General features: G+C 70.7%; 26 protein-coding genes. 5 read left to right on the forward strand and 21 right to left on the reverse strand.

The window, feature by feature from the left end:
• Positions 1–189: 189 nt before the first annotated feature.
• The 8 genes from VF665_RS09350 to VF665_RS09385 form a co-directional block, all read right to left on the reverse strand.
• Complete coding sequence (locus VF665_RS09350) at positions 190–591, reverse strand: DUF2231 domain-containing protein (protein ID WP_331053151.1); 402 nt, start codon at positions 589–591, stop codon at positions 190–192.
• A 136-nt stretch (positions 592–727) separates the two neighbouring features.
• Entirely contained in the window at positions 728–952 is a 225-nt protein-coding gene (locus tag VF665_RS09355; RefSeq protein ID WP_331053152.1) for a hypothetical protein, read from the reverse strand.
• Positions 952–1,290, reverse strand: a complete 339-nt coding sequence (locus VF665_RS09360; protein ID WP_331053153.1) for a hypothetical protein — start codon at positions 1,288–1,290, stop codon at positions 952–954. The genes VF665_RS09355 and VF665_RS09360 overlap by 1 nt, the downstream gene beginning before the upstream one ends.
• Positions 1,290–2,303 carry an isocitrate/isopropylmalate dehydrogenase family protein gene (locus VF665_RS09365; RefSeq protein ID WP_331053154.1) on the reverse strand — a complete coding sequence of 338 codons (1,014 nt, stop codon included), beginning with the start codon at positions 2,301–2,303 and terminating at the stop codon, positions 1,290–1,292. The genes VF665_RS09360 and VF665_RS09365 overlap by 1 nt, the downstream gene beginning before the upstream one ends.
• 171 nt (positions 2,304–2,474) lie before the next feature.
• Entirely contained in the window at positions 2,475–3,110 is a 636-nt protein-coding gene (locus VF665_RS09370) for a hypothetical protein (protein WP_331053155.1), read from the reverse strand.
• Positions 3,111–3,118: 8 nt separating this feature from the next.
• On the reverse strand, positions 3,119–3,988 hold the full coding sequence (locus VF665_RS09375; protein ID WP_331053156.1) for a 3-oxoacyl-ACP reductase FabG: 870 nt from the start codon (positions 3,986–3,988) through the stop codon (positions 3,119–3,121).
• Positions 3,989–4,887: 899 nt separating this feature from the next.
• A complete protein-coding gene (locus tag VF665_RS09380; RefSeq protein WP_331053157.1) occupies positions 4,888–5,754 on the reverse strand; it encodes a hypothetical protein in 867 nt (288 codons plus the stop codon).
• A gap of 159 nt (positions 5,755–5,913) precedes the next feature.
• Positions 5,914–7,413: an aldehyde dehydrogenase family protein gene (locus tag VF665_RS09385; protein ID WP_331053158.1), complete on the reverse strand. Its 1,500-nt coding sequence runs from the start codon at positions 7,411–7,413 to the stop codon at positions 5,914–5,916.
• A gap of 1,150 nt (positions 7,414–8,563) precedes the next feature.
• Between VF665_RS09385 and VF665_RS09390 the strand changes: the two genes are divergently transcribed.
• Positions 8,564–8,830, forward strand: coding sequence for a hypothetical protein (locus tag VF665_RS09390; RefSeq protein WP_331053159.1), 267 nt, complete (start codon positions 8,564–8,566; stop codon positions 8,828–8,830).
• 67 nt (positions 8,831–8,897) lie between these two features.
• On the opposite strand, the gene VF665_RS09395 is transcribed toward VF665_RS09390, so the two are convergent.
• From VF665_RS09395 to VF665_RS09450, 12 genes are all read right to left on the reverse strand, one after another.
• Complete coding sequence (locus VF665_RS09395; protein WP_331053160.1) at positions 8,898–9,098, reverse strand: hypothetical protein; 201 nt, start codon at positions 9,096–9,098, stop codon at positions 8,898–8,900.
• Positions 9,095–10,456, reverse strand: a complete 1,362-nt coding sequence (locus VF665_RS09400) for a sigma-54 dependent transcriptional regulator (RefSeq protein WP_331053161.1) — start codon at positions 10,454–10,456, stop codon at positions 9,095–9,097. The genes VF665_RS09395 and VF665_RS09400 overlap by 4 nt, the downstream gene beginning before the upstream one ends.
• A gap of 488 nt (positions 10,457–10,944) precedes the next feature.
• Complete coding sequence (locus tag VF665_RS09405; RefSeq protein WP_331053162.1) at positions 10,945–11,565, reverse strand: hypothetical protein; 621 nt, start codon at positions 11,563–11,565, stop codon at positions 10,945–10,947.
• Positions 11,566–11,602: 37 nt separating this feature from the next.
• Positions 11,603–12,796 (reverse strand): aminotransferase class V-fold PLP-dependent enzyme, encoded by a 1,194-nt coding sequence (locus tag VF665_RS09410; RefSeq protein ID WP_331053163.1) that lies wholly within the window; start codon positions 12,794–12,796, stop codon positions 11,603–11,605.
• A complete protein-coding gene (locus tag VF665_RS09415; protein WP_331053164.1) occupies positions 12,793–13,044 on the reverse strand; it encodes a hypothetical protein in 252 nt (83 codons plus the stop codon). Before VF665_RS09415 ends, VF665_RS09410 begins: the two co-directional genes overlap by 4 nt.
• The gene (gene larE / locus VF665_RS09420; protein WP_331053165.1) at positions 13,041–13,880 is read right to left on the reverse strand and encodes an ATP-dependent sacrificial sulfur transferase LarE; all 840 of its coding nucleotides are present in this window, start codon (positions 13,878–13,880) and stop codon (positions 13,041–13,043) included. The genes VF665_RS09415 and larE overlap by 4 nt, the downstream gene beginning before the upstream one ends.
• 82 nt (positions 13,881–13,962) lie before the next feature.
• A complete protein-coding gene (locus tag VF665_RS09425; RefSeq protein WP_331053166.1) occupies positions 13,963–14,604 on the reverse strand; it encodes a signal peptidase II in 642 nt (213 codons plus the stop codon).
• 146 nt (positions 14,605–14,750) lie between these two features.
• Positions 14,751–16,367, reverse strand: a complete 1,617-nt coding sequence (locus VF665_RS09430; RefSeq protein ID WP_414678477.1) for a vWA domain-containing protein — start codon at positions 16,365–16,367, stop codon at positions 14,751–14,753.
• 212 nt (positions 16,368–16,579) lie between these two features.
• Entirely contained in the window at positions 16,580–16,996 is a 417-nt protein-coding gene (locus VF665_RS09435; RefSeq protein WP_331053168.1) for a hypothetical protein, read from the reverse strand.
• Between the two features lie 175 nt (positions 16,997–17,171).
• Positions 17,172–17,408: a hypothetical protein gene (locus VF665_RS09440; protein WP_331053169.1), complete on the reverse strand. Its 237-nt coding sequence runs from the start codon at positions 17,406–17,408 to the stop codon at positions 17,172–17,174.
• 365 nt (positions 17,409–17,773) lie between these two features.
• A complete protein-coding gene (locus VF665_RS09445; protein ID WP_331053170.1) occupies positions 17,774–18,259 on the reverse strand; it encodes a hypothetical protein in 486 nt (161 codons plus the stop codon).
• Between the two features lie 60 nt (positions 18,260–18,319).
• Entirely contained in the window at positions 18,320–18,748 is a 429-nt protein-coding gene (locus VF665_RS09450) for an SH3 domain-containing protein (protein ID WP_331053171.1), read from the reverse strand.
• A gap of 462 nt (positions 18,749–19,210) precedes the next feature.
• On the opposite strand from VF665_RS09450, the gene VF665_RS09455 reads away from it, so the two are divergent.
• Entirely contained in the window at positions 19,211–20,572 is a 1,362-nt protein-coding gene (locus VF665_RS09455; protein ID WP_331053172.1) for a solute carrier family 23 protein, read from the forward strand.
• Positions 20,572–20,943 (forward strand): hypothetical protein, encoded by a 372-nt coding sequence (locus VF665_RS09460; protein WP_331053173.1) that lies wholly within the window; start codon positions 20,572–20,574, stop codon positions 20,941–20,943. The genes VF665_RS09455 and VF665_RS09460 overlap by 1 nt, the downstream gene beginning before the upstream one ends.
• Before the next feature lie 92 nt (positions 20,944–21,035).
• On the opposite strand, the gene VF665_RS09465 is transcribed toward VF665_RS09460, so the two are convergent.
• Entirely contained in the window at positions 21,036–21,611 is a 576-nt protein-coding gene (locus VF665_RS09465; RefSeq protein WP_331053174.1) for a hypothetical protein, read from the reverse strand.
• Between the two features lie 262 nt (positions 21,612–21,873).
• Here VF665_RS09465 and VF665_RS09470 point away from each other — a divergent pair, with 262 nt between their 5' ends.
• On the forward strand, positions 21,874–22,191 hold the full coding sequence (locus VF665_RS09470) for a metal-sensitive transcriptional regulator (RefSeq protein ID WP_349263117.1): 318 nt from the start codon (positions 21,874–21,876) through the stop codon (positions 22,189–22,191).
• A gap of 96 nt (positions 22,192–22,287) precedes the next feature.
• Positions 22,288–23,157, forward strand: coding sequence for a hypothetical protein (locus tag VF665_RS09475; protein ID WP_331053176.1), 870 nt, complete (start codon positions 22,288–22,290; stop codon positions 23,155–23,157).
• The last annotated feature ends 73 nt before the right edge of the window (positions 23,158–23,230 follow it).

Here is a 23,230-nt window from a genome sequence, read left to right on the forward strand (position 1 = left end):
TGAGCGGCGGATTCATCCGCTCAGGAAACCCTCCGCCGCCCCGTACCTTGTCGTTCTGCCGGATCTCCGTCCCGGGATCCCGCACTCTGCACTCTCCACTCCGCATTGGGCATTGGGCATTGGGCACTGGGCACCAGGCACCGGGCACTCCGCACTAACGCACCCCGCACTCACGCACTTCCCCTCTCCTCACCCGTGCGCGATCGTCGACCCTGAGATCGCGATCCCCGTCACCACGGCCGCGGCGAGGAGGGCGGCGGCCAACAGCCCGTATCCCCGCGCGCCGTCCAGCGACCGTCGCCACGCCGCGCGCAGTGCCGCCGTCCCCACCACCACCCACGTCCCCACCGCGCCCCACTGCTGGTGCGACTCGATCGCGATGCTCCCCTGCGGCGTTCGCGCCATCGCCGCGTCCAGCGCGCCCTGCCCGGTCATGAACGACATCAGCACGAACGCGCCGCCCAGGATCAGCAGCGAACTGGCGAAGCCGCGCAGTTCCTTGCGCTTGAGCCCCACGCCGTACACGTCGGCCAGGGCGCCCACCATGATGAGCGCAACGGGAAAGTGCGCCACGAAAATATGAGGAGTCACGAAACGCCGGAGAGTCGGAGAGAGAATCGGTTCGGATAAGCCGCGGGGCTCAGGGCCCGCGCCGGGGTGCAAGATACGGCGAAGCCTCCCGCGCGGCACGCTCGCGGGAGGCTTGGATCCGAAGGGCGGCGGCGTGCTACTCGATGGTGTGCGAGCCGTCCGCCTCGCTTTCGGCGGTGCCGCGGCGCGCCTTGCGGCGGTCGGAGAGCGTCCACCAGAGCAGCAGCAGGCCGAACACCGTCCACACCACGCCCGGCACCCCGATGCCGCCGGGGAGCGTGCCCAGGCCGTAGCCCAGCGCCATTCCGCCCACCACGGCGGCCAGGATGTTGATCCACGGAGACGAAAGCAGGTCGCGCATCAGCGGTTTCGCGCCCGGTTGCTTCGGGTGACCAGCATGTCGAACGCCACACGGCGCCCGATCTTCCAGGCCACAAAGGCCAGCCCCGCGCCCAGCGCGAGAAAGAACACCATCGCCGTGGATTCCAGCAGGTCCCACGTCAGCAGCAGCCACAGGTAGCCGGCGGCCAGCAGCACCGCCGGCACCCACGCCCACAGGCTCGCCCGGCGGATGATGACGCCGCGGCACGACGCGCAGCGCCCGTCGTCGTCCGGGCGCTCGCCCTCCCTGTGCCGGCCGCAGGCCGAGCAGTCGAAGGGAGCGAACTCCTCCACGGGCGATGCGGGCGCGGCGGCCATCAGAGGCGGCGGATGATGGCGTCCGCGAGGGACGACGTGGTGCCCGTGCCGCCCAGGTCGGGCGTCAGGCTGTCCTTTTCGTGCACCGTGGACACCATCGCCTTGCGGATGCGGGCGGCCTCGTCCGCCATCCCCATGTGGTCCAGCATCATGGCGGCGGCGAGCAGCAGCGCCATGGGGTTGGCCACCCCCTTGCCGGCGATGTCGGGCGCGGAGCCGTGCACCGCCTCAAAGATCGCCGCGTCCTTGCCGATGTTGGCCCCCGGCGCCATCCCCAGCCCGCCCACGAGCCCGGCGATGAGGTCCGACAGGATGTCGCCGAACATGTTCTCGCAGACGATCACGTCGAACTTGCCGGGGTCCATCACCAGCAGCATGGCGGCCGCGTCGATGATGCGGTCCTCGAACTCCACCCGCCCCGCGTACTCCTTGGCCATCTCGCGGCCCACGTCCAGAAACAGGCCCTGCGTGTACTTGAGGATGTTGGCCTTGTGCGCCAGCGTCACCTTCTTGCGGCCGTGCTTGACGGCGTACTCAAAGGCGTAGCGAAGGATGCGGTCCACGCCGAAGCGGGTGACGAGCATCACGCTTTCGGCCGCGGCGCGCGGGTCGCCGCCGATGCCCACGTAGTGCTCCACGCCGCTGTACAGCCCCTCGGTGTTTTCGCGGATGAGCACGATGTCCACGCCCTCGTACCGCCCGCCGGGGATGATGTCCTGCGCGGGGCGCACGTTGGCGTACAGGTCAAACTCCTTGCGCAGCGCCACGTTGATGCTGCGGAAGCCCACGCCCACCGGCGTGGTGAGCGGCCCCTTGAGCGCAACGCGGGTGCTGCGGATGGACTCCAGCGTTTCCGGGGGAATGGGCGTGTTGTGGCGCTCGATGGCGCTCACGCCGGCGTCGCGGCGGTCCCACTGGATGTCGGCGCCGGCGGCCTCGATGACGCGTACGACGGCTTCGGTAATCTCCGGCCCGATCCCGTCTCCGGGGATCAGCGTGACGGTATGCGGCATCTGCCTGGTCTTCTGTTCGGTCGGGGCGGGCGCCTGCCCGCGTGCGGATCAGTCGGGTGCTGCCGGCGTCCGTGCAAGACGGATGCGAGCACACGCCGGGCGGCATGCCGGGGAGAGCGAATTCTCCGGCGTGCGCCCGGCGCGGGGCCACAAGCTACCCGGCGCGGCGGGTCAGCGCGAGTCCGGCACCACCATGCGCGCGGCCAGCGCCGCCGCCGCGGTGGAGACAAGCGCCGGGTCCTCCGCCGGGGCGGGGCGCCCGTCGGCCTCGCCCCACCACACGAGCATCCCCGATCGCGCATCCACCACCGCCGCGTTCAGCCGCAGCCGCGACCCCGTGCTGTCCTGCACCAACACCGCGCTACGGGGGATCACGACCAGGCGGGCCTCGGTGAGCGCCATGTAGCGCCGCACCACGTCCGCCAGCGGTCCGCCGATGCGCCGCACCCCGTCCACCATCCACGGGCCGGGGGGAAGGCCGGCGGGGTCCGCCGCCAGCGTGGGCGACTGGCGCAGTAGCCGCCGCAGCCGCTCGGGCGCCACCCACTGCGTCCGCGTGTCGCGCCCGGTGAGCGCGCCCACGATCTCCTCGGTGATCTGCTCGCGGTTGAAGGCGAGCCCGTTGGAGGCCTGCACGGGGAGAATGAGGACGCGCTGGCCGCCCAGGTCCATGGGCGCCACGGCGGTGGGGACGGGCGCCGGGCCCGCGGCGGGTGCGGCGGCGCGGCCTCCGCAGGCGGCGAGGGCCAGGGCGCAGGCGAGCGCGGCCCACCGCCGGGCGTGGGCGCGGCGGAACGATTCGGTCATGACACTTCTCAGAGCAGGTGTCCGCCGTCGACGGGAACGACGGTTCCGGTGATGTGGCGGGCGTATTCCGAGCACAGGAACACGACCACGTTGGCCACGTCCTGCGGATCGCCCAGGCGCCCCAGGACGGAGCGCTCGCGTGCGGTGTCCAGGATTTCGGCGGGGACGGCGCTGGTGAGCCGCGTGGTGCGGATGTACCCCGGCGCCACGGCGTTCACGTTGATGTTGCTGGGCCCCAGCTCCAGCGCGGCGCTCCGCGTGAGCCCCAGCAGCCCGGCCTTGGAGGCGCTGTAATTAGCCAGGCCGAACTCGCTGCGGATGGCGTGCACGGACGAGATGTTGACGATCTTGCCGTCGTGCTGGCGGCGAAAGGTGGGGGCCAGGGCGCGGATCATGTGGAATGCGCCCGTGAGGTTGGTGTCCAGCACGGTGCGCCACTGCTCGTCGGTGAGCCGCCACAGGGCGCGGTCGCGGCCGATGCCGGCGTTGTTGACCAGGATGTGGACGCGCCCGAACTCCGTGCGCGTGTTCTTGACGAATCGCTCCACGGCCTCGGGGTCGCGCACGTCGCACTTTTCGCAGCGCACGCGCACCTCCAGCTGGCGGATCAACCGCTCGGTTTCGGCGGCCTCCTCGTCCATCTCGTCCGTGCCGTCATACGAGAAGTAGTTGAAGGCCACGTGCACCCCGTGCCGCGCGAACTCCAGCGCCACCGCCCGCCCGATCCCCGACGCGCCGCCCGTCACGATGGCGACGCGGCCGCGCAGGCTCATGCCGTAGTTGAGCGACTGCGACTGCGTTTCCTCGCTCAGGTCCTCCAGCAGCTGGTCCACCGTGTCCGCGGCCGAGCTCACGACCCCCGTGGGCAGCTCGGGCATGGAGGGATACGAGGATTCCCCGGGAGAAATCGGCTGGTCGTGAGCGGGATGGCGTGGGGTCATCCGGCGACCGGAGGTGGGGGTGTTTGGAGCGGCAACTCACGGTCCAATTGTACGTCCGTTCCGGGGGGTGAGCAAGCGACGGGCCGCACGGAGAACCCCGCGCGAGGCGTTGCAGCGGCTTACGCGCTCTACCCCTTTCACCTCCCGCCACAGGTGGGACGGGCGACGGACGGGCGACTGAAGTCGCGGCAACAACGGCGCAAAGTCCGCCTTCGCGGACTGGGCCCGCCGCATCGGTGTGGTCAGCCCGCGACGGCGCGTCCGCCTGTCCAGAGGGGATGGACGCGCGGCCGTCGGGAGTACGCGGAATCCATCGTGTCCGCCCCCCGAAGCCAATAAAGTCGCCGCTGGAGCCTCATGGAGTGAGCCTTCCCGGAATGCGCCGGCCGCCCCGGTGCGGGGAAGCGCAATCCGGCGCGTCCGCCTGTCCAGAGCGAATGAATTCGCCGCTGGAACAGCACGAAGTCCGCCTTCGCGGACTGTGGCCGCCGCCTCGATTCGGGTGCGCAAACCCGAGGCACGACAACAAATTGTCATCCTGAGGAGGCGCGGGACGGAGTGGCCGGCGCGCCGAATCGTGGCGCCGACGAAGGATCTGCTGTCCGCCCGTTCCAACCTCGCTGCCCGCGCGGAAACCACGCCCGCGATCTGTGCGCAGTTGAAGCCCCGATTGTGGACGCGACAGCGGCCACGAGTCGGGGCTTTCCGCGGTTCGAGCGGCGGATTCATCCGCTCAGGAGCGCCGCGGACGCGCACCATTCGTGGGTTCCCACCATCGCAATGCCTTGAACCGCGTATCAACCGTTCGGGGAAAACGGAGATATTGCGATTCCGCGTCAGGGCTCGCCCTCGTGATTTCTCGTACTCCGCGCGACGGCCACCAGGGCGCCCGCGCCGAGCCAGAACCCGAGGACGGAGCTCATCCCCACCCCCACCAGCGGAACGGGAAAGGCGCCGAGCGCGGGCGCCAGCGAAACCGCTGCGAAGTACACGCACAGCGCACGCGCGGCGACCGTCGCCCGGCCCGGAGTCGCGATCCGCAGCGGAAGGAGGATCGTCGCGGCGAGCAGGGCGGCGGCGGCGATGGCCATCAACGGCGACCATCGCCACGCGAGCTTGATGATCTCCTCCACCTCCGGCACGGGCGCGAGCGGGTCGGGGCGCATCCACGCTCCCGCGACGGCGAGCATGATCGCGACCGCACCGCCCGCGCGCACCGCCGCGGGCGCGCGCAGCAATGCGAGCACCACGAGCATCGCCGCGCCCAGCGCCGTCGCCTGCGAGGCGTCCGGCTGCAGCACGAGGATGCCGAGCGTCAGCGCAGCCGCCACCCAGCCCAGCCGCCGCTTGCGGAGTGCGGCGAGCGCCACGACGGCGGCGGGAAGCAGCACGAACGCGGCGTTCACGTGCAGCGGGCCGGCATCGATCCACCGGTGCACGCCGTCCTGCGGTGCGTTCAGCAGCGTGCCGGCGAGCGCGACGGGCGCGATCAGCAGAAACCATCGGGGCGCGCCGGGGCTCCGGGCCACGGCCCACGCGGCCGCGGCGCCCACGATCCAGGCGGCCAGGTTTCGCGCCCACGAACCGGTGGGCACGTCGTGGGCGGCGGCGATCACGCATCCCGCGGCGACGGCCAGGAGCGACGTGAGGGCGAAGCCGGGAAGGAACCGGCGAGCGCCATCAATAGAAGGGTTGCGGGTCATTCGCGGAGAGGAGAGGCGGATGGTGGGTGATGCGGAGACGACACGGGTCCCGCTCCCTTGATTCGGAGCGGGACCCAAGACGGGCGAAGAAACCGCGTCGCCGCGGTCCCCCTATTCCCTATTCCCTATTCCCTATTCCCTATTCCCTGCAGTTCCCCCTCAGTACGGCGACGCGTCGTAATTGTCGATCTGCGCGCGCTGCAGCTTCCCGGAATAATCCAGGTAGCACACCTTGGTTTCCGAGTAGAACTCGTACACTTCCCAGCCGCCCTCGCGGTGGCCGTTTCCGGTCTGCTTCACGCCGCCGAACGGCAGGTGCGCCTCGGCGCCGATGGTGGGCGCGTTGACGTAGGTGATGCCGTTGTCCAGGTCCTGAAAGGCGCGGAACGACGACACCGAATCACGCGTGTAGAGCGAGCTGCTGAGCCCGTACTTGACCTCGTTGTTGATGCGGATCGCCTCGTCCAGCTCGCTGAAGCGGATCACCGACAGCACCGGCCCGAAGATCTCCTCCGTTGCCAGGCGCGAGCCGGGCTTCACGTCCACGAAGATGGTCGGCTGCACAAAGAAGCCGTCGTCCAGCCCCTCGCCGGTGGCGCGCTCGCCGCCCAGCACGAGCGTGGCCTCCTGCTTCCCGATCTCGAAGTACTCTTCCACCTTGGTGCGCGAGGCTTCGTGGATCAGCGGGCCGACGTCCACGTCCTTCTCCAGCCCGTAGCCCAGCTTGAGCTTCCTGGCGCGCTCAATGAGGCGCTCCACGAACTCGTCGTGGATGTCGGTGTGCAGCAGCAGGCGGCTGGTGGCCGTGCAGCGCTGCCCCGTGGTGCCGAACGCGCCCCACAGCACGCCGTCGATGGCCAGGTCCAGGTCGGCGTCGGGCATCACGATCTGCGCGTTCTTGCCGCCCATCTCCAGCGACAGCCGCTTGTGCATGCGCCCGCACTGCGCGCCGATGATGCTGCCGACGTCCGTGGAGCCCGTGAAGGAGATCACCGGGATTTCCGGATGCTCCACGATGGCGGAGCCCACTTCCTCACCCAGGCCGTGCACCAGGTTCACCACGCCCGCGGGAATGCCGGCCTCTTCCAGGATCTCCACCAGGAGGGCGACCGTGTGCGGCGTGTCTTCCGCCGGCTTGATGATGACGCTGTTCCCGCACACCAGGGCGGGGAACATCTTCCACGTGGGGATGGCCAGCGGGAAGTTGAACGGGGTAATGAGGCCGCACACGCCGATGGGGCGGCGCACGCTCATCGCCCACTTGTTGCGCAGTTCCGAAGGCACCGTCTTGCCGAACAGGCGGCGGCCTTCCACGCCGGCGTAGTAGGCCGTGTCGATGCCTTCCTGCACGTCGCCGCGCGTTTCCTGGATGGTCTTGCCCATCTCGCGCGTGGCGGCCTTGGCGATCTCGTCCTTCCGCTCGGTGAGCAGGTCGCCCACCTTGCGCAGAATGTCGCCGCGGGCGGGGGCCGGCGTCAGGCGCCACTCCTCGAAGCCCTTCTTGGCCGCCGCCACGGCGCGGTCCACGTCCTCGCGGCCGCTGCGGGGGAACAGGCCGATCAGATCCGACTGCCTGGCCGGATTGCGGTTCTCAAAGTAGTTGCCGGTCGAAGGCGCGACCCACTCGCCCCCGATGAAGTTCTTGAACTGGTCCGCCATGCTCGTTTCGCGTGGAAGGTGCTGGGCGGGCTCTCCCGTGAGCCGGTCCGGATGAAGCCGCCCAATCTAACCCTCGCGGCAAGTGGGGCAACGCGGGGGCTTGCTGTTGATGCGCGGATGGGTGGTGGCTGCTCCATGTCGCGTCGCGAAGCGTGCTTGCCGCGGGCCGGCACCTCCGCCCCACCGGTGTCCTACCGCCCACCTCGGCGCCGGGGCGTCATTCTGAAGGAGCGTGCGCCGCGCTTTCCCCCGCACCGCGTTCATGCGACTGAAGAATCCCGGACCGAAGCATCCGCCGCGCCGCGGTCCGGCGTGGTGTGCTCCAGCCTCTCCCGCCGCACCCGCAGCGTCCGAGCGGGGCGCGCAACGGGGCGTGCATGGGACGCGTTGGCGCGGGATTCTTCGGTCGGCGCCAGAGTCTGGTGTGACGGACAGTGCGGAGCGGCGCCTCGCTCAGAATGACACTCGAAGTCCGAGCCGGGTAGTGGGTTCCGGTGCGGCTGACGTGGCAGGTCCGGTGCGCCTGATGGCCGTTCGCGCAGCCCGCGGCGGCACCTGCGCTCCACCGGTGTCCTGCCGCCCACCTCGGCGCTGAGGCGTCATTCTGAAGGAGCGTGCGCCGCGCTTTCTCCGGCACCGCGTTCATGCGCGACTGAAGAATCCCGGACCGAAACGTCCGCCGCGCCGCGGTCCGGCGTGGCGTGCTCCAGCCTCTCCCGCAGCACCCGCAGCGTCCGAGCGGGGCGCGCAACCGGGCGTGCATCGGAAGCGGTGGCGCGGGATTCTTCGGTCGGCGCCAGAGTCCGGCGTGACGGACGGTGTGGCGCGGCGCTTCCCTCAGAATGACACTCGAACTCCGAGGCGGGTGGCCAACCTGGTTTCGCTGCACGTACTGAGGAGGGGCCGCGCGTAGCGTCCGCCGCACCGATGACGGGCGCCGACGAAGGATCTACCATCCGCCGAGCCAACCGTCCTGGCCGCGCGGCAACCCGCCGCATCGCTGAGTGCCGTCCAGAGCAGAACCAGGCTATCCGCCAGCCAGGTCGGTTCGTTCCTCAACGTCCAGAGGAAAATCACGACGCCTTGTCCATCCTACAGAAGTGGCGGGCAATGCGGCCTGTCATCCACACCCTTCATCTGTGAGGCGATCATGGCGGAGATGAACCATCAGCAGTTGGCGGATGCACTGAGCGAGGGCGCGCGGCTGGACGCAGACCTGGCCGATGTGGCCAACGCGGTGACCGACGCGTCGGCGATGGACGCGGCGGGCGCCGACGTCAGGGAGAAGGTCTGCGCGCTGTGGAAGAAGATTCGCACCGCCGTGGTGTGGGTCAGCAACTTCCCGCTGATCCCCGGCAACATCCGCGCGGTACTGAAGCAGCTGATCGCGCTGCTGGACGGGCTCTGCGGCGCCTAGTCGTGATGCAGGACGGCCTCCGCGGCGCTTGCCGCGGAGGCCGTCGATCTTCGGGCGAGGTCGTCGCTTACAGCCGCACGACTCCGAACGCGAACAGGAGCGTGGCGATGGCCATCAGGATCATCGACCAGAACGCCCACAGCTTGTAGAAGGCCAGCGACGGGTGCAGGCGCTTGTACAGCCAGGCCAGCGCCCACCCCCCGCCGAACGTCCCCGCCATCCACGCCACGGCAATGACCGCCCAGGCGCCCGCGCCGCCGCGGGTCACCCTTCGCGCACCAGGTCGTAGCGTTCGATCTTTTTGTACAGGTTGCTGCGGGGCATGTCGATGAGCCGCGCCGTTTCCGACACGTTCCAGTCGTTCTCGCGAAGCTTCTGGATGATGAACGCGCGCTCCGCCGCCTCCTTGAACTCCGCGAACGTCGAGCACCCCAGCAGGTCGCCGGACAGCCCGCCGCCCTTCATCTTGCCGCCGACCAGCAGGTCCACGTCGTCGCCCGTCACGCTGGCGCCGGACGCCAGGATCAGCAGGCGCTCCACAGTGTTGCGCAGCTCGCGCACGTTGCCCGGCCAGTCCATGCGCTGCAGCCGGTCCAGCGCGTCGTCGGTGAACTGCTTGGGGCGCATGTTGGCCTGCCGCGCGTTCGCCTCCACGAAGTGCCGGACGAGCATGGAGATGTCTTCGCGCCGCTCGCGCAGGGAGGGGACGACCAGCGGAATCACGTTCAGCCGGTAGTACAGGTCCTCACGAAAGCGGCCACCGGCGATCTCTTCTTCGATGTCCTTGTTGGTGGCCGCGAGCACGCGCACGTCCACCTGAATGGGCTTGGCGCCGCCCACCCGCGTCACGATCCCTTCCTGCAGCGCGCGCAGCACCTTGGCCTGCGCCTGCAGCGACATGTCGCCGATCTCGTCAAGAAACAGGGTGCCGCCGTCCGCCAGCTCGAACTTGCCGGCGCGGTCCTCGTGCGCGCCGGTGAACGAGCCCTTCATGTGGCCGAACAGCTCCGACTCGATCAGTTCCGACGGAATGGCGGCGCAGTTCAGCTCGATGAACGCCTTGTCGGCGCGGGGCGACAGGCGGTGGATGGCGCGGGCGATCAGCTCCTTGCCCGTCCCGTTCTCGCCGGTGATCAGGACGCGCGCGTCGGTGGGCGCCACCTTTTCCACCCGGTCCAGCACCTGCCGCAGCGCAAAGCTGCGCCCCACGATCTGGTGCCGGCTCTCGATCTCTCCCCGCAGCCGCTGGTTCTCCTGCACCAGCCCCTGCTGCTGCAGCGCGTTGCGCAGAACGAGCAGCAGCCGGTCCGTATCCAGCGGCTTTTCCAGAAAGTCGTAGGCGCCGCGGCGCGTGGCTTCCACCGCGGTGTCGATGGTGCCGTGGCCGCTAATCATGATCACCACGGCCGCGGGATCGTGCTCGCGGATCTTGGTGAGCGCCTCCAGGCCGTCCATCCGCGCCATCTTGACGTCCAGAAAGGTGACGTCGGGCTGGAATTCGGCGTAGATGCCGATGGCCTCCGCGCCGCCGCCGGCCGAGCGGACCTCGTGGTCCTCGTACTCGAACAGCTGGTGCAGCACCCGGCGGATGCCTTCTTCGTCGTCGACGACCAGAATGCGTGCCATGGTCCGAATCTATCTGCTGAGCGTGTGTGGTCGATGGTGCTTCGCGGCCGAGGGCGGATGTGTTCGGCCGGCTTGAGATGCGTGCGGAGAGGCCCCCTCCCCCCAGCCCCCTCCACCCGCTCCGCGGGAGAGGGGGAGTCGTTCGGCGCGGGGGCGGAGTTCGGCGCGCGCGGCGCGCCTCGAAGGCCCCTCCCCCGGCCCCTCCCCGTGCAAACTGCCGCACGGAGAGGGGAGAATTCACACCGGGGCTGCGGTCCGCGCGCAGCCTCATAGCGGTACCGCGAGGCTTTCAGCCGTCGTTGCGGCGACTTCAGTCGCTCCGCCGGCCTACTCGCTTCCAGGACACTCGTGCGCGGCGACACCCTGCGGGAGCAGGCTTCCGAAGTTGTCGCCTGCCCAACCCTCCCCCAGTCTGTTTGGGCGAGTGATGCGAGCCCGGGTGGGGGCCGCCGTGGACTCGCTGAGGTGCTAGGCCGTCCGCCGAGCGCCTACCGGTCCAGGACCAGTTCGCCGTTCTCCACCCGCGCGGAGCCCACGCCCGGCGGCAACTGAACGCCGACCTCGTCTTCCGACAACTGCGTGTCGGTGGGCAGGCGCAGCCCCTTGAGCAGGGGAAGGTAGCGGTCGCGCGGCACGGCGAACTTGGCGAAGCGCGCGTCCTGCACGCGCACCGCGGCGCGCCCCGGGGCCACCATCCGCATCGTTCCGTCCACCATCACCTCCGCGGTGTCGGGGACGAACTGCGCCGCCGCGCCCAGCTTTTCCAGTGGCAGCTTGTCCTTGGGCACGCGGCCGTCCACGCGGATCTTTCCGCCCGTGAACGAAATGATGGGCGTCTCCAGGTCCTGCGCGAACCGCTGCGCCATCCGGTACCGCACGTAGCTGGTGAACTCCACGCCGCTCAGGCGCACCGTTTCGCCGTTCTCGCGGAGCCGCTTCAGCTTTTCATCCGCCGAAACCGCACCGGCTTCCGACACCTCGGTCACCACCGGGGCGCGCTGCCAGGGTCCGGGGATGAACCCGCGAACGGTGTACAGTCCCGCCCCCACGGCCACCAGCAGCACCAGGCCCACCAGCAGCAGAACCCTTTTCGCCGCGCCACGCGCCATCCGCTTTTCCTCCATCGAGTTGCCGCCGTTGCAGCGTTCAGCTACCCGCCGCCCGCACCGCCGGTTCCGCCGCGCCCGCAATGCGCGCCACCGCGGCGGCCGCGCGGTCCACCTCCTCCTCCGTGGTCGCCCAGCCCACGCTGAAGCGAACCGCGCCCGTGCGCCCCGTCCCCAGGATCTCGTGCTGCTCCGGCGCGCAGTGCAGCCCGGCGCGCACCAGCACCCCCGCCTCGCGGTCCAGCCGGGTGGCCAGTTCCGCCGCGTCCATCCCCGCCGCCGCAATGGTCACGATCCCCACGCCGTCCGGGTCCCCGGGGCTCAGGACGTCGACGCCGGCGATCATGTCCAGCGCGTACCACAGCCGCAGCTTGAGCGCCGCCTGCCGCGCGTGGATGGCGAGAACGCCGCGCTCCATCACCCACTGCACGCCGGCCAGCAGCCCCGCGATCCCCGGCCCGTTCTGCGAGCCCGCCTCCAGCCGGTCCGGCAGCAGCCCCGGCATGTCGGGCGAGTCCGAGTCGCCCCCCGTGCCGCCGAAGAACGCGGGCGGCAACTCTACGCGCTCGCGGGCCCAGAGCCCGCCCGTGCCCTGCGGCCCCAGCAGCCCCTTGTGGCCGGTGAACGCCAGCAGGTCAATCCCCATCGCCTGCACGTCGACGGGCAGGTGCCCCGCGGACTGCGCCGCATCCACCAGCACCAGCGCGCCCACGTCGTGCGCCAGGGACGCCAGCTCCGCCACCGGGAGCGCCGTTCCGAGCACGTTGCTGGCGTGGGGAAGGACGAGCAGCCGCGCGGGATTGCGGTTTCCCGCCAGCGCGCGTGCGGCCTCGTCCAGGTCCACCGACCCGTCGGGCGCGCCGGACAGCACGGTCTGGCGCACGCCGCGGGCTTCCAGCGCGTTCACGGGGCGGCGCACGGCGTTGTGGTCGTACGCGGTCCGCACCACGCGGTCGCCCGGGCGCAGCACCCCGAACAGCGCCAGGTTCAGGGCGTGCGTGGCGTTGAGCTGAAAGGTGAGGCGGCCGGGATCGCCGGGAAGGTTGAAGAGCTCCGCCAGCGCACGGCGGCAGCGAAACACCATGCGGCCCGCCTCCACGGCGCGGCGGTGCCCCGCGCGTCCCGGCGTGGCGCCGATGCCGCGCAGGTAGTCCGTCACCGCGTCGATCACCGCGTCCGGGCGAACGGCGGAGGTGGCGGCGTAGTCCAGGTAGATGGGCGGCTCGGCGCTCATCCGACCACGGCGGGCGGCTCGTCGTCGTCCACGGCCAGGTCCAGCGCCACGTAGCGGAAGCCGGCGGCCTTGACCGCACCGGCGATGCGGGCGCCCTCGTCGCCCATCATGCGCTCCCACAGCGCGGCGGGGACGCGCACGGCGGCCATCTCGCGCTCGTGCCCCTCCACCGACACGCGGGCGCCGGGCACGCCCGCCTCCGCCAGCGCGGCGAGGGCGAGCGCCACGCGAGGATCGCCGTCCGTCATCGCGCGGCGCCCAGCTGCACCAGCTGCGGCGTGGCGAGCCCCTCGTTCAGCGCGCCGCGGCGGTAGCCCTGCAGGTCGATCAGCACGCGCCCGAACCCCGCGGCGCCCACCGCGCGCAGGATGGCGGACCGCCGGGGCGCGACCCGATGCAGCTCGTCCGGGTGTACTTCCAGCCGCGCGACGTCGCCGTGGTGCCGCACGCGAAAGTCGCGGAACCCCATGGCCCGCAGCGCGATCTCCGCGCGCTCGATCTGCCGCAGCCGCTCCGGCGTGACGGAAAGGCCGTAGGGAATGCGCGAGGCCAGGCAGGGCGCGGCGGGCTGGTCCCAGGTGGGGAGCCCCAGCTCCTGCGACCAGGCGCGGATCTCGGCCTTGGTGAGCCCCGCCTGCAGCAGCGGCGAGCGCACCTCGTTCTCGGTCGCGGCGGCGGCGCCGGGGCGGTGGTCGCCCACGTCGTCGGCGTTGGCGCCGTCCAGCACCGCGCCGTAGCCCCGCTCCCGCGCCAGGGCCGACAGGCGGCCCCACAGCTCGGACTTGCAGAAGTAGCAGCGGTTGCTGGGGTTGGCCGCGTAGCGCGGATCGTCCATCTCCCGCGTTTCCAGCTCCATCCACGGAATGCCGAACTGCTCCGCCACCTCGCGGGCCGTGTCTTCCATCCACGTGGCGATGCTGTCGCTCTTTCCCGTTACGGCGAGCACGTTCTCGCGCCCCAGCACCTCCACGGCGATGCGGGCGAGAAACACGGAATCCACCCCGCCGCTGTAGCCCACCACCACGGAGCCGCAGTCGTGGAGCAGGGAACGGAGGTGCTGGCGCTTGCTTTCGGGAACGGTCACGCGCGAACCACGGGAGAACGGGGAAACGCAAAGGGCGCGCAAAACATAGGCGCGCCCTGCGGGGTGCCGCCAGCGGGAGCGGTCAGTCGGCGCCCACCGGCGGCGCGGACCGGGTGCGCGCGGCGTCGCGGCCGCGGCGGGCGCGGCCCATCAGCTCAAAGACGATGACGGGGATCGCCAGCGGGATGGAAACAAAGAGCGCGATGTCGGCCACGTTGCCGGGCGGCAGCCAGTACGGCCCCCAGCGGAACGAGAGGTAGTCCGTGACGCCCCAGTGAATCACGCGCTCGCCCAGGTTGCCCAGCATTCCGCCGCAGATCAGCCCCACGAACACCCAGGCCCAGCGCCGGTGCGCCCCCGTCAACCGGTGCGCGCGACCCACGATCTGCATCAGCACCAGCACGCCCAGCACGGACGCCACCACCGCCAGCACCTTGCGCCCGCCGAGCGGAAGGTTGTCCCACAATCCCAGGATCATGGCGTGGTTGCGCACGTGCCAGAGCGCCACCGCGCCGGGAATGACCTCGCGGAACTCCTCCTGCGCCATGGTGCGGACGATGGCGGCCTTGACCGCCCAGTCGGCCAGCGCGATGCCGCCCGCGATGCGCAGGGCCGGCACCCAGCCGCGCATGGGCTCCACGTCGGTGGCCCGCCGCCCGGGGTTGGCGCCGTCGCGCGCGGCGCCGCGCCGCTCGCCCATCATTCGATATACCACTCGCTGCATTTCGCGCCTGCCCGGGTCATGCGTTTCCGGATTCACCCGGAACGATTACAAGATGCGGGCCGTGGAACCGTCGTATCTCACAACGCGAAAAGGCACGGAGACGGGCTCCCGTCTCCGTGCCTCCTGTCAGCCTCGTTGAAGCTTCCCTATCGCTCCGAGCCGGTGGTACGGTCGGCGGCGGGCGGCTGGTTCTCGGCCAGGGCGCGGCTTTCCTCAAGCAGGCGGATGAACTCGGCGCGGTAGCCGTGCTCGTCGTGCCCCAGCGCGCCGCGGGCCAGCTCCGCCGCGGCCGTCCAGCTGGAGTTGCCCTTCCACCGCGAGTTGCGCAGCAGCATGCCCCACTGCGCCACCGCCGCCGCAAAGCGAAAGTCCGTGCTGGTGGCGGCCAGCGCCGTTCCCCGGTCGCGCACCGGCTGCTCCATTAGCCAGCTGCGCTCTCCCTCCGGCGCCTTGTAGCGCAGCTTTACCGTGAGCAGTTCCGTGCTGGACGCGGCGCCGGGGCGCGGCATCGTTTCCTGGTAGCGCAGCGGGCCGGTCTCGGGCACCGGCATGGCCACGCCCACGGGCACGATCTCGTACAGCGCGGTGACGGAGTGGCCGGCGCCCAGCTCGCCGCCGTCCTTGCGGTCGTCGTTGAAGTCCTCGTTGGCCATCACCCGGTTTTCATACCCGATCAGGCGGTAGGCGCGCACCCGGGCCGGGTTGAACTCCACCTGCACCTTCACGTCCTTGGCAATGGTCAGCAGCGTGCCGCCGATCTCACGGACGAGCACCTTGCGGGCTTCGGCGATCTGGTCCACGTAGGCGTAGTTGCCGTTGCCGTGGTCGGCCAGCTGCTCCATCCGCGCATCGCTGTAGTTCCCCGTGCCGAAGCCCAGCACGGTGAGAAAGATGCCGGTGTCGCGCTTCTGCTCGATGAGCTGCACCAGCCCCGACTCGCTGCTGACGCCCACGTTGAAGTCGCCGTCGGTAGCCAGGATCACCCGGTTGTTGCCGCCGGGGATGAACGCCTCGCGCGCCGTCTCGTACGCCAGCACGATCCCCTGGCCGCCCGCCGTGGAGCCGCCCGCCTCCAGCCGGTTCAGCGCGCCCAGGATGCGCTCGCGCTGGTTGCCCGGCGTGCTGGGCAGCACCAGCCCCGCGGCGCCGGCGTACACCACGATGGCCACGCGGTCCTGCGGGCGAAGCTGGTTCACCAGCAGCCGCATGCTTTCCTTGACGAGCGGCAGCTTGTTGGGCTCGTTCATGGAGCCCGACACGTCCAGCAGGAACACCAGGTTGCCCGGCGGAAGCTCCCGCGTGTCCATCCGCCGTCCCTGCAGCCCCACCTGCACCAGCCGGTGCTGCGGATTCCACGGCGCGGCGGACACCTCGGTGTTGATGCTGAACGGGTGCTCGCCGGTGGGATCCGGATACTCGTAGTCGAAGTAGTTGATCAGCTCCTCGATGCGCACGGCGTCGCGCGGCGGCATGCGGCGCTCGCGAAGAAAGCGGCGCACGTTGCTGTACGAGGCCGCGTCCACGTCGATGGCAAAGGTGGAGAGCGGGTTCTCGGCCGCGAGCCGGAACGGGTTCTCCTGGATGAGGTTGTACTCCTCGGTGTTGAACGCCGCCGTGTCGCGCGGGGCGACGCGCTCCCGGGCCGCGGCCTCATCTGGCTGACCCGACGACAGCATCGGCGGCGGAGGGGGCGGCGGGGGCGCGGGAGGAGGAGGTGGCGGCGCGGGCGGCGGGGGTGGCGCCGGGATGCACGCGCCGGCCATCGCCAGCGTGGTGTAGACGAGAAGGAACGTGAGAGGGCGATGTCTCCGCATGGATGCGCTGGGTTCGCGGTGAGGAGATGCCTGCGACTGCGGCGGGACTGCTACGGGGAGCGTAATGCGTGGGACGGGGGCACGTCAATCATGATGATGAAGGCCGGCGGGACGCGGGTCCGGCCGGCCTCCTTTGCCGTCTGTCCCTGCGTCCGGCGCCGCTATGACGCGAGGGCGACGACGATGCGGGCCACCCACGACATCACCGCCAGCAGGATGGGAAGCAGCGTAAGCCCCACGGAAAAGATGAGTCCCTGGCGAAAGAGCAGCGGCCCCAGGTCCGGAGCGCCGCGCCCCCACACGCGCCGGGCAAGCAGCTCGGCCATCCATCCCAGCGTGTAGCACGCGTTCGCCATCACGCCGTAGACGACGCTGCCGGTGAGCATCATCGAAAGCGGCATGACCGACGAGTGCGGTGGAAGCGCGAAGAAGACCGACGTCACCGCGAGCGTCACCAGCCCCGCGGATCTCACCGCCCGGTTGAAGGTCAGCCGCCGCGACTCCCACCAGCGCACGGTGGAGAGCGGCGTGCGCCGCATGTCCGGAACCGGATACAGGACCTCGACCAGGCTGGACATCGCGATCACCTCGTTCAGGATCGTGGTTCACCGCCGCCGCTCGGTGCGGCATGCTGTGGTGCGTCGGACGAAGTACTTTGCGATGCAGAGTGCGTGCCGTTGTCGCGCCCACCGCACGGGCGGTGTCGCGGGCGTGGGTGGCGCCGGCGAGGATGCGCTGGCCGCCCGCGACCGCTCAGCAACCCCGGCCTTCGGGCAGTTGGCTCAGCCACCGGCGGGCGGCGGCTTCGGCATCGGGCCGGTCCACGTGCAGCCCGAGATCGCAGAGCTCGTCCGAATTGTCGCCCGCGGGCTGCAGGTCCACCAGCGTCCACCGGGTCGCGACGCTTTCCTGGTCGGGGCTGACGTTGTGGGACTGGCGCTGCACCGCGTAGCGCCGCCCGTTGTGCTCAATGGCTTCGCCCAGATTCATCCCCGGCCTCCCTTTGCGGTTCGGTCCCGCCGCCGGAACGGCGGCCCCCGGCCGCGGATCGCGCGGCGGGCACGGGGCAGCCTCCGCACATACGAAGCCCCGGCGCGGAAAACGGCGCCGGGGCTGTGCGTTTGGCGGATCGTGCCGCGATGCCGGTCAGCCCCTTCCGGGAGGCGGGCGGGTGCCGCCGGGGCCGCGGCTCGGAGGTTCGCCGCCGCCACGCTTGGGGCCTTCATCGGGGCCGCGCGTCGGCCGGTCGGGGCCACGCCTCGGTTCTTCGAAGGGGTGGGGCCGGGAAGGCGGCTCCGGCGGAGGCCGGGAAGGCGGGTCCGGGTTCTTTCTGGCGTGGACCACGAAATCATCTCTCAGTCGGGGTAGCCAATCATGGGGGGAAGCGCGCACCCGGTGCTGTTCATGAACCGCAGCAGCGCCTCGTACGCGTGAGGGTTGCGGGTCTCCACCTGGTACTCGTGGAGGAACGCCGCCGGCACCAGGTGCCCGCCCAGGAACGACCGCAGGTACGCCCGTGCGATGCTCTGGTCGGCCGCGCTCTCTTCGATGGCGAACGCCAGCAGTTCCAGCGTGTCCAGCAGGGCCTGGTAGTTCGCCCACGCCTCCGGCGGGCCGGTCTCGTGGCGCATGTAGGCCAGCACCGCGGCGTGCAGCTCCGGCGCGTCCACGGGGCCCAACTGGGCGAGCGCTCCGTTGACGTTGCGCAGATGCTGAAAGGTTTCGGAGCGCCGGGTGTGCGTGGAGTTCATCAGCAGCGCCGCGCCCGCGAACACGGTTCCGGCCGCTCCGGCGAGCGACGACAGGATCGTCCACAGATCCGGCCGGGCGCCGTCCATCACCCTCGCCTCCCCGGCGGAACGCCGCTCATGGCGTAACTCTTCACCTCTCCGCCCCTTCCCTCAGTTGCAGTAGGAGTGGTCCACGTACCGCTTGCGGCCGGACGCCGAATAGGTGTAGCAGCCGCCGCGCGGCCCGGTGTAGTAGCCGCGGCTTTCCGCGCTGCTGCGGCGCGAAGTGCCGCGCGACGATCCGGCTCTGCGCGCGGATCCGCTCCCGTCGTTGAAGTAGGTCGCGACTTGAGGCGAGGGGATGGTGGGCGCATAGGAGCGCAGGGCTTCACCTGCACGCGACACGTAGCCGATCCGATCGCCATTTTCGATGACCGGCGACCAGCCGTCCTTCGCCTCTCCCACGCTCACCGTGTCGCCCCGCCGCAGCGTGCGCACGACCCTGGAAGTGGTGGAGGGCTTCGCGCGCACGTTGAACGTGGAGTGCGCGTGCAGCGTGTGGCGCGGGCCGGCGCCCGGCCCCATCACGGTGTCTGCCATGGACGGCGCGGACATCAGGCCTGAGGGCGGGGCGAACGATTGATCACCGATGGCGGGATACGGGTCACCGCCGCACGCCGCGGCGAGCAGGAGCGTTCCGATCGGCAGAACGGCGGTGCGTGCCCGGGTCCCCGGACTGGCGGCGCGGATCAGGGCCGCGAGGATGGAGCAAAGGAGGGCCGCGGTGAGGAGCGTAGCCATGTGCGTTTTCGGCTGCGGGGGATGATGGATGGGAGCATGAAGGTTGGTCGGCCCGGCGCGGCGAGATTCTCCGGTGGGGCACGGCGTCATAGTAGGCCGATGGAGTATCGCCCCGCTGCATCCGTCGCAGTCGCGCTGTTCTGATCCGCCTCGCGCGGCGCGGGATGGACATCGACAGCCTTGCGGACGGCGGCCGGGAACGTTTGCTTGTGTCTCCTTCGCTGTTCTCCCGCCCCATCCTCCCCCAATCGGCCGCCCCCCATGAGCAAGACCGCACGCGAAGGCTACTTTCCCCGCTGGACCGAAAAGCCGGACGGTGTCATTGGCCCCGAAGAGCGGCTGCCGTGGGGGCAGACGATGGTGGTGGGGCTGCAGCACGTGTTCGCCATGTTCGGCGCGACGGTGCTGGTGCCCATTCTGATGGGCTTCGACCCCAACACCTCCGTGTTCTTTTCGGGGATCGGAACGCTGCTCTTCTTCGTGATCGTGGGCGGGCGGGTGCCGAGCTACCTGGGATCCAGCTTTTCCTTCGTGGCCGTGGCGCTCGCGGCCACGGGGTACGCGGGCAAGGGACCGAACCCCAACATCGGCCTGGCGCTGGGCGGCATCATTGCGGCGGGCGCGCTGTACGCCATCATCGGGCTGATCGTGATGGGGACGGGGTACCGGTGGATCGAGCGCCTGATGCCGCCCGTGGTGACCGGTTCCGTCGTGGCCGTCATCGGGCTGAACCTGGCGCCGGTGGCGGTAAAGGGGATCAGCGGCAGCGGGTTCGACACGGGGATCGGGCTGGCGACGGTGCTGGCGACGGGGGCCGTGGCGGTGTACTCGCCGGGGCTCCTGCGCCGCGTGCCCATTCTGCTGGGCGGGGTGATCGGCTACCTGCTGTACCTGGTGCTGGCGAACGGAATGGGGCTGGGCCCGGCGGTGAACTTCGCGCTGCTGCGGGAGGCGGCGTGGATCGGCTTTCCCCACTTTTCGCGCCCCGTGTTCCGCTGGGACGTGGCGCTGCTCTTTGCCCCCGCGGCGCTGGTGCTGGTCGCGGAAAACCTGGGGCACGTAAAGGCCGTGGGCGCCATGACGGGGCAGTCGCTGGACCGCTACCTGGGCCGCGCCTTCGTGGGCGACGGGCTGGCCACCATGCTGGCCGCGTCCGGCGGGGGCACCGGCGTCACCACGTACGCCGAGAACATCGGGGTAATGGCGGTCACGCGCATCTACAGCACCCTCATCTTCGTGGTCGCGGCGGTGGCGGCGATCGCGATGGGGATGTCGCCCAAGTTCGGCGCGCTCATCGGCACCATTCCGGGCCCCGTCCTCGGCGGCTTGTCCGTGGTGCTGTTTGGATTGATCGCGGCCACCGGTGGCCGCATCTGGGTGCAGAACCGCGTGGACTTTTCCAACAGCCGCAACCTGATCACGGCGGCCGTTACGCTTACGATGGGCGCGGGCGACCTGGTGCTGAAGCTCGGTGACTTCTCCGTGGGCGGCATCGGCACGGCCACGTTCGGCGCCATCATCATCTACCAGCTTCTGCGTGAGCCGGCCGGCCGCACGGATGCGCTCGCCGCCGCCGACTCCGCAGCGGCCGAGCCGCTCCCCGCCCGCGTGGTGCCGGGCTGATGCTGGGCTCCCTCCTGGCCCGCCTTCGCCGCCGCACCCCGTTTCAGCCGCGGGCGGGGCAGCTCCTTTCCGTCGTGGCGGAAGGCGGCGGGTTCGCGGTCATGAAGGTGCTGGCGGTGGATGCCGGCGGGGTGCACGGGCGGCTGTACGTGCAGCGATTCGCCGCGCGCCCGTCCATGGCGGACGCCGGCGAACTGGAGGTCGCGCCGTTCGGGCCGGAGCACGACGCGCCGTTTTCCATCGGCCACATGCCGCTGAGCCACCGCGCCTTTGCCAGCTTTCAGCCCCAGGTCATGGGCGAGCAGCCCGTGACGGAAGAGGAACTGGATGGCTGGCACATGTGGCGGGACGCCAGCGGCGGATACTTCTAAGCGATCAGCAGGTGCCGGATTGCCCGTGATCGGACGGAAAGAAGCCCCGGCACCGCACTGGCGCCGGGGCTTCTGGTCATTCGCGCCGCGGATCAGCGCGCTTCGCGCATCGTCTGGTCGCCTTCCAGCCCGCTGCGGCGGCGGATCACGGAATCGGCCGTGACGTAGAAGTACTCCATCCACACCTTGTCGTCCGGACGCAGCCCCAGGTATCCGGCCAGCCCGGTACGCTTGTCCAGAAAGCGCACGAACCCGTAGCCCTCGTCGTCCACCCCCAGGTTCAGCCGCTCGGGATTGCGCGGGTCGCCGTCGCCCGGGGCGGCGTCAAAGCCCATCGTCATCCCTCCCGAATCGCGCAGCCCCAGCCCGAACCGCTCGTTGCCGGCGGTGTCGTTGATCGCGAACCCGGTCATGGGGCTGGCGCGCACCGTTCCCATGCCGCTGGGCGCCGGCGCGCCGAACACGATTCGGTCGCGCCCGCGGTCGTCCTCAATCACCAGCTTGCGCGTTCGAAGCTCTGGCACGGAATGGGACGGGGAGAGCCACGCGCCCAGCGTGGACGCGGCGAGCAGGCACGCCAGAACGGACGAAAGCGCGCGGCTGCGCCGGGCCTGCCGTTCCAGCCGGGTGATGCGGGCCTGCAGTTGATGCATTTCCTTATCGTGCACGGGAACGTCTCCCTGTTGGGTGTGCGAACGAACGGTCGACGGCGGTTGGATGGCCGCCGGGCGGAAAAGGTTCAAAGCCGCCCGACAAATGCGGGGACGGACACGCGTCCCCGGCGGGCTTGACGGCGCGCGGCGGAACGCCGACATATCCCCCGGGGGTATTCATCCCCGGAGTGGCACATCGAACGGCACCAGGCGAACGACGATGACGGACCAGGAGCAGACGACGGAGGGGGCCGCGGTGTGCGGCTGCGGATGCGGAATGCCGGCGGGGCAGGAGGACGGGCACGGGCGCACGGCGGTGGCGGTGGACGCGGCGACGCGCGACCGCAACCTCAAGCGGCTGCGGCGCATCGAGGGGCAGGTGCGCGGGCTGCAGCGCATGGTGGAGGAGGACCGCTACTGCGCCGACATCCTCACCCAGATCTCGTCCGTGCACGAGGCGCTGCGCTCCGTGGGGCGCGAGCTGATGCGCAACCACCTGAAGCACTGCGCGGCCAACGCCATCCGCAGCGGGGACGACCAGGCGGAACAGATGTACGACGAGCTCGTGGACATGATGTACCGCCACATCCGCTGACGCGGAATCTTTCTGCCGCGCCGTTCCGTTGTTATCCTTCGGCCCGAACCCGCCCCGGCGGGGGGTTCCGCTTTTCCTTTTGATCCCGAGCGACTGATGCTGAGTTCCCGCCCCGCGGTGGCGCTTTCCGCCGCCTGCGCGCTGATCCTGACCGCCTGCGGCCCCAACGAGCCGGAGCCGCCCGCCAAGCCGGCGCCTCCGGTGGCGGCCGGCGCGCCCGCTGCGCCCATGAACCCGGCGGACCCGTTCGGCACGCAGGGCCCGCTCGCCGCGCCGGCTCCGGGAGCACCGGCCGGCGCCGCGGCTCCCGTGGTCCCCGGCGCTCCCGCCGGACCCGTGGCGGCGGTGGCGACCGCGCCCGGCCAGGCACCCCTGCCCGGCCAGCCGCCGGTGGTGGCGCAGCCCCCCGCGCGGCCGGACAGCGCGGCGCGGCGGCCCAACGCTCCGGGCGCGCCGGGTGCCCCGAACGCAGGCCGGCGGCAGGGCCCGGACCCCGCGATGATTGCGGCGTTGATGCAGCAGATGCCGGTTTCGCAGTACCGGCTCAGCATGGACGGCGTGGCCAAGATGCGGCAGGCGGCGCTGAACCTGGCGGAACTGGGCCGCACCCGCCCGGACCTGCAGCAGAACCTGCAGATGCAGCGGTTTGATCCGGAGGGCGTGTACCAGCGCCTGAACGCCGTCCCGGAGGCGCGCGAGGCCGTGCAGAACGCCGGCCTGTCCACCCGCGACTACGCGGATGCGATGACCGCGCTGATCCAGGGCATGATGGTGTACCAGCTTCGCAAGGCGGGGCAGAACCCGCCCATTCAGGCCAACGAAGCGAACGTGCGCTTCATCGCCCAGAACGAGGCGCAGCTGATGGCGATGATGCGTCCGCCGCAGCCGCCCCGCGCGGCGCAGCCCGCCGCCGAGCCGCAGGCGACCGCCGCCCCGGCCGCGCCCGCCCAGCCCGAGCAGCCCTGACGGGTCTCCGTCCCGACCACAGAACGCCCGCCGCGACCCGCGGCGGGCGTTCTTCGTACGGACACTCTCGTCC

The organism is Longimicrobium sp. (assembly GCF_036387355.1).
Classification (GTDB): Bacteria; Gemmatimonadota; Gemmatimonadetes; order Longimicrobiales; family Longimicrobiaceae; genus Longimicrobium.